Raw genomic sequence first — 16,305 nt, forward strand, 5'->3', positions numbered from 1 at the left:
ATCCCTCCGAATGATGATGAGGTGATTATATGAGTGAACTACGTGCAAATCGTGTTGCAGAGCAAATGAAAAAAGAGCTTGGTGACATTATTTCTAGAAAAATTAAAGATCCGCGAGTCGGCTTCGTAACAGTGACGGATGTTGAAGTGACTGGAGACCTGCAGCAGGCGAAAATCTACATTTCCGTCCTTGGCGAAGAGAAGCAGAAGCATAACACACTTCTTGGCCTTGCGAAGGCAAAAGGATTCATCCGTTCCGAAATCGGCAAACGCATCCGTTTGCGTAAAACACCGGAGCTTGCATTTGAATTCGACGAAGCGGTTGAACAAGGTAATCGGATCGAGCATCTTCTTAAAGAGCTTAACGATTCCGATAGATAAGAATCAACGGAGAATCCCTTCGCCCTTCATGGGAGGAAGGGATTCTTTTTTTACATAAAAAAAGGGGTGCTGGCATTGAATGGGATCCTAGCATTATGGAAACCGAAGGGGATGACTTCCCACGATTGTGTGTTCAAAGCACGCAAGATTTTACAAACGAAAAAAATCGGGCATACAGGTACGCTGGATCCAGACGTAGAGGGTGTATTGCCGCTCTGTATCGGTCAGGCAACGAAGGTCGTGCCGTATTTGACAGATACATCAAAAACTTATGTGGCTGAGATAACACTAGGCACTGCAACTGAGACGGAAGACAAAAGTGGTGAGGTTATCGAAGAAAAGCCGGTCACTGAACCGATTTCTATGCAAGCTATTGAAGAGGTACTGCAAGCGTTCACCGGAGAAATCGAACAGATACCGCCAATGTATTCTGCTGTTAAGGTAAACGGCCGTAAACTGTATGAATACGCCCGGAAAGGGGAGCACGTGGAGCGTCCAGTGCGACATGTGACAATTCACGAAAATGGTCTGGATAAAGCATCTGTAAGCGAAGATGGAAGTGTGTTCCGATTTACGGTCAGCTGTTCAAAAGGTACTTATATCAGGACCTTATGTGTGGATATAGGCAAGGCTCTTGGCTACCCGGCTCATATGAGCAGTCTGGAACGGACTCAGGCTGGAGCATTTCGTACACAGGATACGATCACTTTTGCTAAAATGGAAGAGGCAATGGAAGCAGGAAATATGGAACAATTGCTGCAGCCGGTCACGAAAGCGATTGAATTCATGCCGCTGATCGAGGCAGATGAAGCAATTGAACTAAAGGTCAGGTACGGCCAGCGACTCTCGCGGCCGGCGGAAGCAGATCTCTACCGTGTGCAAAAAGCCGATCAGCTTCTCGGTATTTATGAGACACACCCTGCCTATCCACATTTACTGAAGCCAAAACGAGTATTCGTATCAGGGAAAGCAGGTGGCACAGATGCAAACGATTAAATTAAATTATTCAGAAACAATGAAACTGGATGACATGCCGGCTGTAAGTGCAGCGATTGGCTTTTTCGATGGCATTCACCGCGGACATCAAGAGGTCATCAAGCATGCAATAAATGCTGCCCAGGAAAATCAGCTGAAAAGTGCTGTTATTACCTTTCATCCGCATCCATCCGTTGTGTTGGGAAAAGCGGACACTAGAGAGGATTATCTGACACCGCTCCATGAAAAGGAAGCAATTCTGGAAAGTATGGGCATCGATTATCTTTATTTGATAGGTTTCACGAAAGAATTAGCCGGTCTTAGTCCGGAGAACTTTATCGAACGCTTTATCAATGGATTGGCAGTTCGTCATTTAGTATCGGGATTTGATTTCACATACGGAACAAAAGGTGCGGGTAATGCGGATACCCTTCAGAAAGCTGCTGAGCAGCATACCTTTACGTATGAGGCGGTAGCGAAAGTGGAAAGTGCGGAAGAAAAAATTAGTTCGACAAAAATTCGTCAGCTAGTAGCAAACGGTGATATCGCAGATGCCGTGGATTTGCTTGGTCATCCACTTACGTTGACTGGAGAAGTCATCACCGGTGATCAGCGCGGCCGCACAATCGGCTATCCGACGGCGAATATCCGTATCGCTGAGGAGTATTTCCTGCCAAAGGTAGGTGTTTATGCGGTAGAGGTACTGGTAAAAGGGAAAACATATGCCGGCATGGCGAACCTAGGCTTCAAGCCGACCTTCCAGCAGGATGCAGTCGTACCGAATTTGGAAGTACACATCCTTGACTTCGATGAGCAAATCTATGGAGAAGATGTGACGGTCTCCTGGCGGAAATTCATTCGGGAAGAAGTCAAATTTAATGGAATTGATGCGCTTGTTGCGCAGCTGGATCGAGATAAAGAGCAAATTAGCACATATTTTGCATAGAATAATGTCCCAGAGACTTGCAATCTGTCTGTAAAAAGTGTAATCTGGACTATGGAAAACCTTCGCTTGGCAATTTGCTGCTCCGGCGATTGCTCGGGGAATGGGGTTTACAAATAGAATTTTCAGGAGGAATAACAAATGGCAATTACAAAAGAACGTAAGAATCAACTTATCGCAGAATACAAAACACATGACACTGACACTGGTTCACCAGAAGTGCAGATCGCTGTTTTAACGGAGGAAATCACTACACTTAACGAACACCTTCGTACACACAAAAAAGATCACCATTCACGTCGTGGACTATTGAAAATGGTTGGTCGTCGCCGTAACTTGCTAAACTATCTTCGCGATAAAGATGTTACTCGTTACCGTGATCTAATCCAAAAACTTGGCCTACGCCGATAAGATTGACTAAGAAGCGGGAATTTTTCCCGCTTTTTCTATAGGAGAAAACCTATTCTACATAGTGTTATAAACGGTGCCTTGTCTGGAGCATAATACAAACAAGACATGATGCAAGATAAATGAGAGGGGCTTTATTCATGGCAGATCAAAAACAAGTGTTCTCCACTGAAATTTCCGGACAGACATTCACTGTCGAAATTGGAGAACTTGCCAAGCAAGCGAACGGCGCTTGTCTCATCCAGTACGGCGATACGTCCGTGCTATCTACTGTCACTGGTTCGAAGGAACCGAAGGACTTACCGTTCTTCCCATTGACAGTAAACTACGAAGAAAGACTTTATGCAGTAGGTAAAATACCAGGCGGTTTCATTAAACGCGAAGGACGTCCGAGTGAGAAAGCAGTACTTGCTTCCCGTCTTATCGACCGTCCGATTCGTCCATTATTCCCAGACGGATTCCGTAATGATGTACAAGTAATCAGCATGGTCATGAGCGTGGATCAGGATTATTCTTCTGAAATTGCTGCAATGATCGGTTCTTCCATTGCGCTGAGCATTTCCGATATTCCATTCCATGGTCCGATCGCTGGTGTAGTAGTCGGCCGTGTCGATGGCGAATTCGTCATCAACCCTACGAAAGCGCAGCAAGAGAAAAGTGACATTGACCTGACTGTTGCTGGAACAAAAGATGCAATCAACATGGTAGAAGCAGGCGCACAGGAAGTGCCGGAAGACATCATGCTGGAAGCAATCATGTTCGGACACGAAGAGATCAAGCGACTTGTTGCTTTTCAGGAAGAAATCGCAGCTGCTGTCGGTAAAGAGAAGATGGAAGTTAAACTCTTCGATTTGGACAAGGAATTGACAGAAGATGTCAAGAACCGCTGCTACGATCAGCTGAAAGCAGCAATCGAGGTGCATGAGAAAAAAGCACGCGAAGCGGCAATCAGTGAAGTGAAAAACGAAATAGTAACGTTCTATGAAGAACAAGAAACCGATGAAGCTACGATCAAGCAAGTGAAGGGTATCCTTGATAAACTTGTGAAGGAAGAAGTTCGTCGTGCTATCACGAAGGACAAAATCCGTCCTGATGGACGCGGAGTGGACGAAATCCGTCCATTGTCTTCCCGTATCGGTGTACTTCCTCGTACGCACGGATCTGCTTTATTCACACGTGGTCAGACACAGGCACTTAGTGTTTGTACACTGGGCGCACTTGGTGATGTACAGATTCTTGATGGTTTGGATACAGAAGAAACAAAACGTTTCATGCATCATTACAACTTCCCGCATTTCAGTGTTGGAGAAACTGGACCAATCAGAGGACCGGGACGTCGTGAAATCGGACATGGTGCACTTGGTGAGCGTGCTTTGGAAAAAGTTATACCGGATGAGAAGGATTTCCCTTATACAATTCGACTTGTATCTGAAATCCTAGAATCGAACGGCTCAACTTCACAGGCTAGTATTTGCGCCAGCACAATGGCCATGATGGCTGCAGGCGTACCAATCAAAGCACCAGTTGCTGGAATCGCAATGGGTCTTGTAGCATCTGGTGATGATTATACAATCCTTACTGATATCCAAGGTATGGAAGATGCATTAGGCGATATGGACTTTAAAGTTGCCGGTACTGAAAAAGGTGTAACAGCCCTGCAAATGGATATTAAAATCGAAGGATTAAGCCGTGAAATCCTGGAAGAGGCACTTACACAAGCACGTAAAGGCCGCCTGGAGATTCTTGGTCATATGATGTCAACAATCAGTGAACCGAAGGAAGAGCTTTCCGCTTATGCTCCTAAGATCCTGACTATGACAATTAATCCGGATAAAATCCGTGATGTAATTGGACCGAGCGGTAAACAGATCAATAAGATCATCGAAGAAACTGGCGTCAAGATCGATATCGAACAAGACGGTACTGTATTCATTTCTTCTACTGAATCTGTGAAGAATGAACAAGCGAAGCAGATTATCAGCGACATTGTACGCGAAGTCGAAGTGGGCGAAGTTTACGATGGTACAGTGAAGCGAATCGAGAAATTCGGTGCCTTCGTTGAATTGTTCAAAGGAAAAGACGGCTTGGTTCATATCTCCGAGCTTGCTGAAGAACGTGTAGGCAAGGTGGAGGATGTCGTTAAGATCGGTGATAAACTGAAAGTGAAGGTTAAGGAAATCGACCGCCAAGGGCGAGTAAACCTTTCACACAAACAGTTATTGGTCGAAGCTAAGAAAGAAAAAGAAGAGCAGGAAGCTGCAGAATAATATGTAAGAGAGAAGAAACTGGCCTAGCCAGTTTCTTTTTTTTAAACGGTTAAACATGCTATGCTTGTTCTTCCTTGTCCCATTCCCTCATAAGCTAGAGTAGAGGAGGGATGGGAATGCACCGGATTATCATTCACCTGGTCGTATTTATCACACTGCTATTTCTGCTTATCGATAGCGGGCATATGCCGTTTCAGACAGCGTCTGTCAACCATCATCCAGTTTTTTCTGATATAGCAGTACGAGCAGATGAACAGGAGCTACGGCAGGAAATAGAAGCGGTACGCAAAGAAGTCGAACAGCCGGCTGAAAATGCGCGAATCGATAAGATATGGAAAAAGGTGCCCGGAAAGGCTGGCGTCAAGGTAGATGTCGACGCTTCTTTGGAAAAGATGAAGAAGGCAGGTATATTCGATAGGGAGCTGCTTGTAGTGAAAGAAGTGGAACCTGAAATAACACTGGATGAACTTCCAGCATCGCCAATATACCGGGCCAGGGAAGATCAAGAGCAGGTTGCCTTATTAATCAATGTCTCATGGGGAGAAGATCATATTCCTGCAATCCTGCAGACATTGAAGGATGCAAATGCCAAGGCCAATTTCTTTATTGAAGGTAAATGGGCGAAAGAGCATAACCAGCTAGTCGAAATGATCAAGGAAGAAGGGCATGTCATCGGTAACCACGCATACAACCATCCTGATATGAGTCGAATGAGCAAGACCGATTCGGCGGAGCAGATAAGCCAGACGAATGAAATCATCCATGCGATTACAGGTGATAAACCAGTCTATTTTGCACCGCCTAGCGGGAGCTTTAATGATGGGACCATTCAGGCTGCCAATGACCAGGAAATGGAGACAATTCTATGGTCTGTCGATACCATAGATTGGCAAAAACCAACAGTTCCTGTTATGATGAAACGCGTGACCGAAAAACTGCATCCTGGAGCTTTCATTTTGATGCATCCTACTCCTGTTGTGGAGGCTGGGTTAGCTGATATGCTAAAAGCTATTGAAGAAAAAGGGTACAGTGTATCGACTTTGGATACGATATTGAATGAAGGAAGATAATGGTACAGCGAATTATATTGCTGATTGGGAGGATTTAAATTTGCTGCAAACGCACACTTGCAAAAATGGACTACGAGTTGTAGTAGAAAACATGCCATCGGTACGTTCCGTAACGATCGGCATTTGGATTTTGACTGGTTCAAGAAATGAAGAAGAGAAGAATAATGGTTTGTCTCACTTTTTAGAGCATATGTTCTTCAAAGGTACGAAAAATCGTTCCGCCAAGGAATTAGCTGAAGCATTCGATGCTATCGGGGGCATGGTCAATGCATTTACTTCTAAAGAATATACATGCTATTACGCTAAAGTACTGGATACACATAAGGAATTCGCACTAGAAGTGTTAGCTGACATGTTCTTTGAATCTCAATTCTCACAAGAGGAAATTGAGAAGGAGCAGAAAGTCGTTCTAGAAGAAATCAAGATGGCAGAAGATACGCCGGATGATATTATCCATGACTGGCTGGCAGAAGCTGCTTATGGAAAGCATCCGCTTGGGTTGCCTATTCTCGGAACAGAAAGCACACTTATGAGTTTTACAAGTAAGTCTGTAAGAAATTACAAAGAGTCGCATTATGTGCCGGAGAAAATGGTTATTTCTGTTGCTGGTAATGTAGATGAGTCTTTCATCAAGACTATAGAGGACCAGTTTGGTAATTTCCAAGCTGAATCTGCTCATAAAGCGCTTCATGCACCTCCATTCACACCAAATACGATCAGCCGATCCAAGGAAACCGAACAAGCCCATTTAACAATCGGGTATCAAGGTCTGGAGCTGGATGATCCGGCAAGCTACAGTCTGACGGTTGTGAACAATGTCTTGGGCGGCAGCATGAGTTCAAGATTATTCCAGGATGTGCGGGAGGAGAAGGGCCTAGCTTATTCTGTGTTTTCCTACCATAGTACATACCTGGACAGCGGTATGCTCACTATCTATGCCGGAACTGGCAAAGAACAGTTGGATGAGCTTCAGGAAACAATTCGTCTGACGTTGGAGAAGCTGAAAGCGGACGGCATCACTGACAAAGAGTTCCGCAATACGAAAGAGCAGCTAAAAGGGAATTATATGCTTGGACTGGAAAGTACGAACAGCAGAATGAGTCGAAATGGCCGTAATGAATTGCTGCTCGGAAAGCATCCATCCTTAAATGAATTAATCGAAAAAATCGATAACGTGACGATGGATGATGTTGATGCTGTTATCCAGCAGATATTCGGTAAGGAACAAGCAAGAGCGATTGTTGCACCAAAATAAAAGGAGCTGATCTGCTTTGCGTTTCAAGGACATAGGTGATAAAGAGATCATTGATGTGAACAATGGCGAACGTTTAGGTGTGCTTGGTCAGACTGATATAGAGTTCAACCCTGTCACAGGAAAAATCGATGCATTTCTCATTCCGAATTACAAATGGTTCGGGTTGCGCAAGGAAGGCAGCGATAATCGAATTGCCTGGGAGGAAATCCAGACAATCGGAAAACATATGATTTTAATACGGACATAAATAAGTGGCTGGGACAAAAGTGTTTTTGGCCAAACAAAAATCCGCATGATGCAAATTTCTCATTGAATTTGTATCATGCGGATTTTTTTATTCCAATCGCAAGTAAGAATCCCGCTCCGGCAAAATACTCGCTTTCCACGGCCTCAGCCTCCTCGCGGAAAGCGCAGTGTATTTTAGGAGCGGCAATTAAACATACCATTCTGGTGATTTTTCGTATCGTATTTAGGCATGAGTCACTTAGTTATGTTCCAGCTAATTTTGTGTTTACCCAATGCCCCAATTCAATCACTCCTGACGGTAATCCTCATATTATAACTCGAAAGCAACTAATCTCATTGATGAAAAATCTAAGAAAATACGCTTTAAAGCGAGGTGAGAGTTTGACCACTGAATTGACTATCGCTGTTCTTGGCGGTGATGCCCGCTACTTGGAGATGATTCGCAGCTTACAATGCAGTGCGAATGCATCTGTATTTGCGGTGGGCTTCGAACAAATCAGTCAAAGCTTCACCGGCGGTATCCAGCGGGAATTGGAAGACATTGATCCACAGAGTCTTGATGCGGTTATTCTTCCGATTCCTGGAGTTGGCTCAAATGGACAGATCGAAACAGTATTCTCAGATAAGAATATTCAGCTGACTGAAAGCTGGATAGATCGACTTCCTAAGGATTGTGTCATTTTCACAGGTATTACAAATGACTACCTGACAGAATTATTCGAGAAACGGAATTTGCGTCTTGTTTCCTTGTTCGACAGAGATGATGTCGCAATTTACAATTCGATCCCGACTGCCGAGGGCGCTATCATGACTGCAATCAAACATACCGATTTCACCATTCATGGCTCCAATGTCGTTGTACTTGGATTCGGCCGTGTCGGTAAAAGTGTGGCAAGCAAATTCAATGCACTTGGTGCTATTGTGCAAGTCGGATCGATCCATGATGCCGATATTGCCAGGATAAGTGAAATGGGAATGCGCGCCTTTTTCCTTGATCGTCTTCCGGAAAAGGTAAAGGATACTGATATCCTGATCAATACAATACCAGCCCTTGTTGTAAAGAGAGCAATTATCGAACAGCTGCCTGTCCAGACGCTGATCATCGATCTTGCTTCCAAGCCGGGCGGAGTAGATTTTGACTATGCGAAAAAACGAGGCATTGAAGCGATCCATGCATTAAGCCTGCCTGGTATTGTCGCCCCGAAAACTGCTGGAAATATATTGTCTGTCGTCATTAAGCAAATTTTAATCAACAGCTGAAGGAGGAGTAACATATGAGTTTAGCAGGAAAAAGGATCGGTTTCGGTATTACGGGCTCTCACTGTACGTACAGTGAGATTTTTCCGCAAATCGAACAGTTGGTGAAACTTGGAGCAGAAGTGGTGCCGATTGTCAGCAACACTGTTCAATTCACTGACACGTATTTCGGGGATGCGAAGGATCATCTGCAAAAAATCAGTGATCTGACTAAAACGAAGATAATTAAAACGATTCCGGAAGCAGAGCCGTTAGGTCCTCGTGAACCTTTGGATTGCATGGTCATAGCACCGCTTACAGGCAACAGCATGTCGAAGCTCGCCAATGCGCTCACAGATAGCGCGGTACTGATGGCGACGAAGGCGACTTTGCGAAATGAGAAACCTATCGTGTTAGGAATCAGCACGAATGATGCCTTAGGACTGAATGGGGTCAATCTAATGCGGCTGATGGCAGCGAAATACATGTATTTCATCCCATTCGGACAAGATGATCCTTATAAAAAGCCAAACTCCCTTGTTGCTGATATGACAAAACTTCCTGAAACGATTGAAGCCGCATTGCAATACAAGCAGCTGCAGCCAGTGCTGGTCCAACGTTTTTCCTAAACTCCTCAAACGATAACCTATGATAGAAAAATTGTGATAGAATAGTGCTAGCGTTAAAATCAAATAGCGTACCAACCAGTATACGTATCCATTTAGATAGACAGAGGAGAGGGTTCATTCATGACACAGCAAGGTTATCATATCGCAGTAGTAGGCGCGACAGGCGCTGTAGGCCAAAAAATGCTGGAAACTCTCGCAGAACGTAATTTTCCGATCAGCGAGCTATCCTTATTATCTTCCAGCAGATCTGCTGGACAACAAATAGATTTCAATGGCAAAAGCTATACTGTGAAGGAAGCCAAACCGGAAAGCTTTGAAGGTGTCGATATCGCATTATTCTCTGCAGGCGGTTCTGTTTCCAAAGCCTTGGCACCGGAAGCAGCAAAGCGCGGAGCAGTAGTTGTCGATAATACGAGTGCATTCCGAATGGATCCGGAGGTACCTTTAGTGGTACCAGAAGTTAATGAAGATGATCTGAAGCTCCATAAAGGAATCATTGCAAACCCGAATTGCTCCACAATCCAGATGGTTGCAGCATTAGAACCGCTGAAAGAAGCTTACGGGCTGTCTCGCATCATCGTCTCTACTTACCAAGCTGTATCCGGAGCAGGAGCAGTTGCAATTGACGAATTAAAAGATCAGGCACAGCAATTCTTGAACGGCGAGGACATGGATGCAAGTCTCCTGCCAGTCAAAGGTGACAAACGTCACTTCCCGGTAGCATTCAATGCACTGCCGCAAATTGATGTGTTCCAGGAGAATGGCTACACATATGAAGAAATGAAAATGATAAATGAAACGAAAAAAATTATGCATGCAGAAGACCTTCATGTTTCGGCAACTTGTGTACGTCTTCCAGTTTTCACTTCCCACGCAGAAAGCGTCTATGTAGAGCTTGGTCAAAGCGGACTTACTGTAAAAGAAATACAGGAGAAACTTGCTGCCGCTGAAGGAATCGTGCTTGAGGATGATCCAAGTACGCAGACTTACCCAACACCGCTTTCTGCAGCTGGCAAAAAAGAAGTATTTGTAGGAAGAGTGCGCAAGGATCCAGATCATGACAACGGATTCCACCTGTGGATTGTTTCCGATAACCTTTTGAAAGGTGCAGCGTGGAATAGCGTCCAAATCGCAGAACGCTTAATCCAACATAACTTGCTTACAGTCTGAGGTGTAGAAATGAAAGTGTTAGTCCAGAAATTCGGCGGTACGTCTGTTAGGGATAACCAGGCGGAAGCCATCCAGCATATCGAAGCAGCGCTTCAAACAGGGAATAAAGTAGTGGTCGTCGTATCGGCAATCGGAAGACATCCGGATCCATACGCGACCGACTCTTTGCTGGGGTTGATTGGTGTACCTGGTGAGACGCACATATCTAAAAGGGAGAAGGACTTGCTGCTATCCTGCGGCGAGGTCATCTCCTCTGTCGTCTTTTCAAATGCTCTCAATGCAAAAGGAATCCGGTCTGCCGCATTGACTGGAGCACAAGCTGGCTTTATTACTAATGAAGATTTTACAGCTGCGAAAATCAAAGAAATGCGAGTTGAACGGATTTGGAAGGAGCTAGAGACGCATGATGTCGTCGTCGTAGCTGGCTTCCAAGGTATGACAGAGGATGGAGAGATCACTACAATAGGCCGGGGCGGAAGCGATACATCCGCTGCTGCTCTCGGTGCTGCTCTGCAAGCGGAGTACATCGACATCTTTACGGATGTAGAGGGCATCATGACTGCTGATCCGCGCGTAGTAGAAGAAGCACGTATGCTCGATGTTGTCACGTATACAGAGATATGCAACTTGGCTTATCAAGGTGCGAAGGTGGTACATCCGCGTGCAGTTGAAATAGCGATGCAGGCAAAGGTTCCGATGCGTGTCAGATCTACAGGTTCTTTATCAGAAGGAACGCTAGTGACATCATCCAGAGACAATTTTGCAGGCAAGGATATTCCTGATCGGCTTATTACTGGTATCGCACATCTTGCTGGTATTTCTCAGATCAAGATCGAAACGGATACGGATGCTTATAAAACACAGTCTAGTGTTTTCAAAGCAATGGCCGAAGCAAATATTTCGGTGGACTTTATCAATATTTCTCCAAATGGTGTCGTCTATACAATTGCTGCCGAGCAGGTGATGCTCGCGCAGGATATCCTTCGTGAGCTTGGTCTGGAGCCGAAGGTAATCAATAACTGTGCGAAAGTATCTCTCGTCGGTGCGGGTATGACAGGTATACCTGGAGTGACGGCGAAAATTGTCCAAACATTGACCGATAAAGAAATCGATATCCTGCAATCAGCAGATAGCCATACGACTATTTGGGTATTGATTAAAGAAAAGGATCTTGTAGCAGCAGTGAATGCGCTGCATGCAACATTCGAACTTAGTCTATAAGTCATGATAATTGTTGAAGGCAGAGGAGTTTTACGATGAAATTCGGTAAAGTTATTACAGCAATGGTAACCCCATTCGATAATCAAGGTCAGATTGATTTTGATGCCACTACTCGTTTACTCGACTACTTGATCGAGAATGGAACAAACGCTGTCGTCGTAGCTGGAACGACAGGCGAATCGCCAACGCTTTCCCATGAAGAAAAACTTTCTTTGTTCCGCCATGTAGTGAAAACGGTAGACGGACGAATTCCAATTATAGCTGGAACCGGCAGTAACAACACACAAGCGAGTATCGAGCTTACAAAAGAAGCTGAAGAAATTGGTGTTGATGCGGCACTGATTGTTGCGCCGTACTACAATAAACCAAACCAGCGTGGATTATATGCACATTTTGAAGCAGTTGCAAATAGCACGAAGCTGCCGATCATGCTTTATAATATCCCTGGTCGCTCTGTTGTAAAGATTGAACCGGAAACTGTTATGGAACTGTCGAAGATTTCGAATATCGTTTCTGTGAAAGATTCCACTGGCGACTTGAGCAGTATGACAAAGGTCATTGCTGGTACGCCTGATGATTTTAGTTTGTACAGCGGTGATGATGATTTGACTCTGCCAGTAGCTGCTATCGGCGGTAATGGAATCGTATCTGTATCTTCCCACGTTGTCGGTAACGAGATTCAAGCTATGCTGCAGGCGTATGAAGCTGGAAATATCGGAGAAGCTTCCCGTATTCACCAGCAGATCCTGCCGATAATGCAAGGATTGTTCCAGGCGCCGAACCCGACACCAGTGAAAGAGGCATTGAATCAAAAAGGTATCGCAGTAGGCGGTGTCCGTCTTCCGCTAGTTGAACTAACGGATGAAGAAAAAGAGAATGTCAGTAAGCTATTGAAATAAATGACGAAAGAAGCAGGAGGACTCCTCCTGCTTCTTTGTTTATGTATGGTGCCTGGCTCACTGTCCATACTAAAAGCAAGTATGGAAAGGAGCTAGGAATATGGCTAAGGAACGTAACGATAATCAAGAGAATGAAAACGAAGAATCAGGCGGAAAATCCATTATTGAAAAAATCCAGCAACTCGGACAGACATCAGTTGCCCAGGCACCCGATTCCCGTGTTCATGTGCTGTCTATCATCGGTCAGATAGAAGGACATATGCAGCTGCCGCCACAAAATAAGACAACAAAATATGAGCATGTCATTCCCCAGTTGATCGCAATCGAGCAGAATCCAAAAATAGAAGGATTGATTGTACTGATGAATACGGTTGGAGGAGATGTCGAAGCGGGTCTTGCGCTTTCGGAGATGATTGCATCACTCTCTAAGCCGTCTGTATCTATCGTTCTTGGAGGCGGACATAGCATCGGGGCTCCAATAGCCGTAAGTACGGATTATAGCTTTATCGTGCCAACAGCAACGATGACCATTCATCCAATCAGGCTGACAGGCTTAGTCATCGGTGTTCCTCAAACTTTTGAATACTTGGATAAGATGCAAGATCGAGTTATAAGCTTTGTCACCTCCCATTCTTCGATAACCGAAGATAAATTTAAGGAGCTAATGTTTGCGAAAGGAAATCTCACCCGTGACATCGGTACGAATGTAGTTGGAACCGATGCAGTTTCCTACGGACTGATCCATGAAGTCGGCGGAGTACAGCATGCCATGAAAAAGCTGAATGAATTGATGGAGCAGCGGCAAGCAACCTTGAACGGGGAATTACAATGATTTTGTATACACCCCTTGCCGCAGAAGATATTTTTCCAGTTGAGGCAACACAATTTGAAGCTCATCAAATTATGCAATATAACGGAAAAACAGTTCAAGCCGAACATGTGGGTAATGGCATGTATCGTGTACATCAGTTGATGTCGACAGATCCTGCTGACTTTCTTGATGAAAACTGTGCACCAGGAAAATTGTTCTCCTTATAAATGAATACGTACGTTCGTCTTTTTGCTAGCTATGTTATACTGAATTCAGATGGCAATTGACGTATGAATTAGAAAACCCTTGTCGTTGGCAGGGGTTTTCTTTACATCTAAAGAAGTACATAAGCAATGCAAAACAAGGAGATCCCCTACAATGGCTAAACGAAAAACAAAAAAACGACAAACCAAGTTCAAGCAAGTGATGAGCTTTGAAGTAATCGGACTATTATTAGTATTTCTTGCAGTATTCGGCAGCGGCGCAGGAGCAATCAGTGATGGGGCGATACCGAACGCGCTTGAGCATTTATTCCGCTTCTTCTTTGGAAGCTGGTATTTCCTGCTTGCTATCTTTATGGGTGGGGTCGGCATCTACTTGATGGCAAGATGCAAAAAGCCGAACCTGCTTCATAAGAAGCTGATCGGATTATATGCAATTACAGCTGGTATTTTACTGTTCACCCATATTCAAGCGTTCGAGGATAAGCTGAGTCAGGTAGAACAGCCATCGATCATCAAGACGAGCTGGAACTATTATTTAGCTTATGTGCAGGATACGATTGATCCAGCGGCTCTAGGCGGTGGGATGGTAGGAGCTATCCTTTTCGCACTAAGTTATTATCTGCTGTCTGCTACAGGAGCTAAGATCATCGCTTTCTTTCTAGTGGTAATTGGTATTCTGATTTTGACCAATACGTCCCTTAGTTCCGTCGTTCAAAAGCTGTTCGCCATTCTGAGAAAAGGAGCAAGTGCTTCTTCAGATAAAATGAAAGACAAGCTTTCGGAAACAAAAGAGCGTAAAAAATCGGAACGACCACAGAGGAAGCAGAAACGTCAACAAGTATTAGCTGAGAAGGAAGAAGCAGCAGAGGCAGAACCGGAGCCTATTCATGAGGAACCAATTATCCAAGATTTCACGAATATTGCATACGCAGATCCTGAACCAGAAATTATTGAACCTAAACAAGAGAAACCAAAAGAACCAGTTGCAGAGCCTTCTTCTGATGAGAAAGAGGCACTGCCGGCGTCAGAACTGGAAAACAGGGACTATCAGCTTCCTAGCATTACGTTGCTGAAACAGCCGAAGAAGAACAGCCAGAAACAAGAACGCTCCCAGATTCAAGCTGTTGCACGTAAACTCGAGCAGACGTTCCAAAGTTTTGGAGTAAAGGCAAAGGTAAGCAAGGTACATGTCGGCCCAGCAGTAACGAAGTATGAAGTTTATCCCGATACCGGTGTGAAGGTAAGTAAGATTGTAAATCTGCACGATGATTTAGCACTTGCCTTGGCAGCGAAAGATATCCGTATAGAAGCGCCGATACCAGGCAAATCAGCTGTCGGAATTGAAGTGCCGAATAAAGAAGTGGCGAGCGTGTCGCTGCGAGAGGTGCTGGATAATAGTCAGGTAAAAACAGGCTCCAAGCTGAGTTTTGCTCTTGGGCGTGATATATCAGGTGAATCTGTTGTGGCAGAACTTAATAAGATGCCACATTTGCTTGTTGCAGGAGCTACCGGAAGCGGGAAAAGTGTATGTATCAACGGCATCATAACAAGCATTCTGATGCGTGCTAAGCCGCATGAAGTGAAGATGATGATGATTGATCCGAAAAAAGTAGAGCTAAATGTCTATAACGGTATTCCTCATTTGCTGACACCAGTCGTGACGGATCCGAAAAAAGCTTCCAGAGCATTGAAGAAAGTTGTAGCCGAGATGGAGCGCAGATATGATCTGTTCTCTGATTCTGGTACTAGAAACATTGAAGGTTATAATGCCTATATTCAAAAGCAGAATGAATTGAATGATGAAGAGCAGCCTTTCCTGCCATTCATTGTTGTGCTAGTTGATGAGCTTGCCGATCTAATGATGGTCGCTTCTAGTGAAGTAGAGGATGCCATTACCAGATTGGCACAGATGGCACGTGCAGCAGGGATCCATTTGATTATCGCTACCCAGCGCCCATCAGTTGACGTTATCACTGGTGTTATCAAGGCAAACATTCCGTCACGTATCGCCTTTAGCGTAAGTTCTCAGATAGATTCCCGTACGATTCTGGATGGCGGAGGTGCTGAGAAGCTGCTTGGTCGAGGAGATATGCTGTTCATCCCAGTCGGTTCTTCCAAGCCAACTCGTATCCAAGGTGCGTTCCTTTCCGATGAAGAAGTGGAGAATGTCGTTAATCACTGTATCGAACAGCAGAAAGCACAATATCAGACAGACATGATTCCGGATGAAGAAACTGAAGTACAGTCAGAGGTTGAGGATGAACTCTATCATGACGCTGTATTCCTTGTAACAGATATGCAAAGTGCCAGTGTTTCCATGCTGCAGCGCAGATTTCGCATCGGTTATACGAGAGCAGCACGTCTGATAGATGCTATGGAAGAGCGTGGAGTAGTAGGACCATATGAGGGGAGCAAACCGCGACAAGTGTTAGTTTCTAAGTCAGCGGAGGACAAACTATTGTAGGACATAATTTTTCAAGAAAAGCACCAAAAAGTAGTTGAATCACTCAAAAAAAAACGAGAATATTCGTGTTTTTTGTAAAATAAGTATTTATTTTCTGTAAAAAGCAT

16 protein-coding genes are annotated in these 16,305 nt (G+C 44.5%); all 16 read left to right on the plus strand.

Translation table 11 applies throughout. From position 1 onward, the window contains the following. Positions 1–29 precede the first annotated feature (29 nt). The 16 genes from rbfA to CHH48_RS02210 all read left to right on the plus strand — a co-directional run bounded on the left by rbfA (position 30) and on the right by CHH48_RS02210 (position 16,198). The gene (gene rbfA / locus CHH48_RS02135; RefSeq protein WP_095217694.1) at positions 30–380 is read left to right on the plus strand and encodes a 30S ribosome-binding factor RbfA; all 351 of its coding nucleotides are present in this window, start codon (positions 30–32) and stop codon (positions 378–380) included. 75 nt (positions 381–455) lie between these two features. Next, complete coding sequence (gene truB / locus CHH48_RS02140) at positions 456–1,376, plus strand: tRNA pseudouridine(55) synthase TruB (protein WP_095217695.1); 921 nt, start codon at positions 456–458, stop codon at positions 1,374–1,376. Further along, on the plus strand, positions 1,363–2,301 hold the full coding sequence (locus tag CHH48_RS02145) for a bifunctional riboflavin kinase/FAD synthetase (RefSeq protein ID WP_095217696.1): 939 nt from the start codon (positions 1,363–1,365) through the stop codon (positions 2,299–2,301). Before truB ends, CHH48_RS02145 begins: the two co-directional genes overlap by 14 nt. A gap of 138 nt (positions 2,302–2,439) precedes the next feature. Next, positions 2,440–2,709 (plus strand): 30S ribosomal protein S15, encoded by a 270-nt coding sequence (rpsO, locus tag CHH48_RS02150; RefSeq protein WP_095217697.1) that lies wholly within the window; start codon positions 2,440–2,442, stop codon positions 2,707–2,709. Positions 2,710–2,846: 137 nt separating this feature from the next. Next, positions 2,847–4,973 (plus strand): polyribonucleotide nucleotidyltransferase, encoded by a 2,127-nt coding sequence (locus CHH48_RS02155; RefSeq protein ID WP_095217698.1) that lies wholly within the window; start codon positions 2,847–2,849, stop codon positions 4,971–4,973. A 116-nt stretch (positions 4,974–5,089) separates the two neighbouring features. Further along, complete coding sequence (locus CHH48_RS02160) at positions 5,090–6,043, plus strand: polysaccharide deacetylase family protein (RefSeq protein WP_245840282.1); 954 nt, start codon at positions 5,090–5,092, stop codon at positions 6,041–6,043. A 40-nt stretch (positions 6,044–6,083) separates the two neighbouring features. Continuing rightward, positions 6,084–7,298 (plus strand): M16 family metallopeptidase, encoded by a 1,215-nt coding sequence (locus CHH48_RS02165; protein ID WP_095218071.1) that lies wholly within the window; start codon positions 6,084–6,086, stop codon positions 7,296–7,298. Between the two features lie 16 nt (positions 7,299–7,314). Beyond that, positions 7,315–7,545, plus strand: a complete 231-nt coding sequence (locus tag CHH48_RS02170) for a YlmC/YmxH family sporulation protein (protein WP_038560328.1) — start codon at positions 7,315–7,317, stop codon at positions 7,543–7,545. Between the two features lie 380 nt (positions 7,546–7,925). Then, entirely contained in the window at positions 7,926–8,804 is an 879-nt protein-coding gene (gene dpaA / locus CHH48_RS02175; protein ID WP_245840283.1) for a dipicolinic acid synthetase subunit A, read from the plus strand. A gap of 14 nt (positions 8,805–8,818) precedes the next feature. Next, positions 8,819–9,409 (plus strand): dipicolinate synthase subunit B, encoded by a 591-nt coding sequence (gene dpaB, locus CHH48_RS02180; protein ID WP_038560334.1) that lies wholly within the window; start codon positions 8,819–8,821, stop codon positions 9,407–9,409. A 120-nt stretch (positions 9,410–9,529) separates the two neighbouring features. Next, a complete protein-coding gene (locus tag CHH48_RS02185) occupies positions 9,530–10,579 on the plus strand; it encodes an aspartate-semialdehyde dehydrogenase (protein WP_095217701.1) in 1,050 nt (349 codons plus the stop codon). Between the two features lie 9 nt (positions 10,580–10,588). Next, positions 10,589–11,800, plus strand: a complete 1,212-nt coding sequence (dapG, locus tag CHH48_RS02190; protein WP_095217702.1) for an aspartate kinase — start codon at positions 10,589–10,591, stop codon at positions 11,798–11,800. Positions 11,801–11,835: 35 nt separating this feature from the next. Beyond that, on the plus strand, positions 11,836–12,699 hold the full coding sequence (dapA, locus tag CHH48_RS02195) for a 4-hydroxy-tetrahydrodipicolinate synthase (protein WP_095217703.1): 864 nt from the start codon (positions 11,836–11,838) through the stop codon (positions 12,697–12,699). A 100-nt stretch (positions 12,700–12,799) separates the two neighbouring features. Next, positions 12,800–13,531 (plus strand): ClpP family protease, encoded by a 732-nt coding sequence (locus CHH48_RS02200; protein WP_095217704.1) that lies wholly within the window; start codon positions 12,800–12,802, stop codon positions 13,529–13,531. Then, positions 13,528–13,737 carry a YlzJ-like family protein gene (locus tag CHH48_RS02205; protein WP_095217705.1) on the plus strand — a complete coding sequence of 70 codons (210 nt, stop codon included), beginning with the start codon at positions 13,528–13,530 and terminating at the stop codon, positions 13,735–13,737. The genes CHH48_RS02200 and CHH48_RS02205 overlap by 4 nt, the downstream gene beginning before the upstream one ends. A gap of 151 nt (positions 13,738–13,888) precedes the next feature. Then, on the plus strand, positions 13,889–16,198 hold the full coding sequence (locus CHH48_RS02210) for an FtsK/SpoIIIE family DNA translocase (protein ID WP_095217706.1): 2,310 nt from the start codon (positions 13,889–13,891) through the stop codon (positions 16,196–16,198). Positions 16,199–16,305: the final 107 nt, after the last annotated feature.

Origin of the sequence: Terribacillus saccharophilus (genome assembly GCF_002272075.1) — a bacterium.
Taxonomy (GTDB): domain Bacteria; phylum Bacillota; class Bacilli; order Bacillales; family Amphibacillaceae; genus Terribacillus; species Terribacillus saccharophilus_A.